The sequence below is a fragment of the Neisseria sp. P0021.S007 genome (assembly GCF_051956855.1).
Genome location: NZ_JBQCXA010000250.1, coordinates 1 through 893, shown reverse-complemented (window position 1 = coordinate 893; position 893 = coordinate 1). Strand labels below are relative to the sequence as shown.

The 893-nt window shown below is 51.5% G+C and carries 2 protein-coding genes; one reads left to right on the top strand and one right to left on the bottom strand.

Annotated features, from left to right (window positions below; translation table 11 throughout):
- Positions 1–54 precede the first annotated feature (54 nt).
- Positions 55–249: a virulence regulator gene (locus ACTHUR_RS12600; protein ID WP_107810647.1), complete on the top strand. Its 195-nt coding sequence runs from the start codon at positions 55–57 to the stop codon at positions 247–249.
- Positions 250–357: 108 nt separating this feature from the next.
- On the opposite strand, the gene rsgA is transcribed toward ACTHUR_RS12600, so the two are convergent.
- Positions 358–893: ribosome small subunit-dependent GTPase A (gene rsgA, locus ACTHUR_RS12595; RefSeq protein ID WP_440398824.1), on the bottom strand; the 536-nt coding region annotated here is incomplete at its 5' end.

Sequence of the window (893 nt, the reverse complement as noted above, 5' to 3'; positions counted from 1 at the left end):
CAGGCGCACAGCCCGGGGATAAAGTGGGCTAGTATCAAATCTTAAGGAGAAACCATGTTAAACCTTTCCGCACCTGTACTTAAAGAAATTGAGTTGCTTAATGATGCAGGCTTATCGGTTGGCGCTATTGTTGCAGTGTTGCGTCTGAAGTTTCCGGTAGAGCTCCATGATCGGGAGGACAAAAAAATTGAAGAAGCCATTCTTCTCATGATCAATCCGCCGCGAAAAGCACCTTCTCTTTCCCGCTAAGGTAGCGATACCGGTTGAAAGGTAAATTTGGTTATGCTTCAACAAAAGGCCGTCTGAAATTTTCAGACGGCCTTTTTATTTATCCAAACGCTTATTTCCATTCAATCTTTATCTCAACAATTCATCGGTAACGCGTTGCAGAAATTCGATGCGCTCGGGTTTGGCTTCGCCTGATTCGGCAGCGGCTTTGACGGCGCAGCCTGGTTCGGCGCGGTGGGTACAGTTGTGGAAACGGCATTGGCCGATAAGGTGGCGCAGGTCGGGGAAGTATTGTAATAAATCGGCGGCTTGGAGATGGTGCAGGCCGAATTCTTGCAGGCCGGGGGAATCGATGAGTCGGGTTTCTGCGTTTAAATCGTATAGTTGGGCGTGGGTGGTGGTGTGTTTACCGGAGTCGAGCGCGGTGGAAATGTCGCCGGTTCGGGCGGCTTGGTTGCCGAGTAGGGCGTTGGTCAGGGTGGACTTGCCCATGCCGCTTTGTCCGAGCAGGATGTTGGTTTGCCCTTCTAAAATGGGACGTAGGATGTCGGCGTTTTCCAATGCGTTGGTTTCGACCACGGAGTAGCCGAGGGTTTCGTAGAATTTGAGTTTCTCGCGCCATTGGGCGGTTTCGGGGAGGTCGGCTTTGTTGAGGACGATGACGG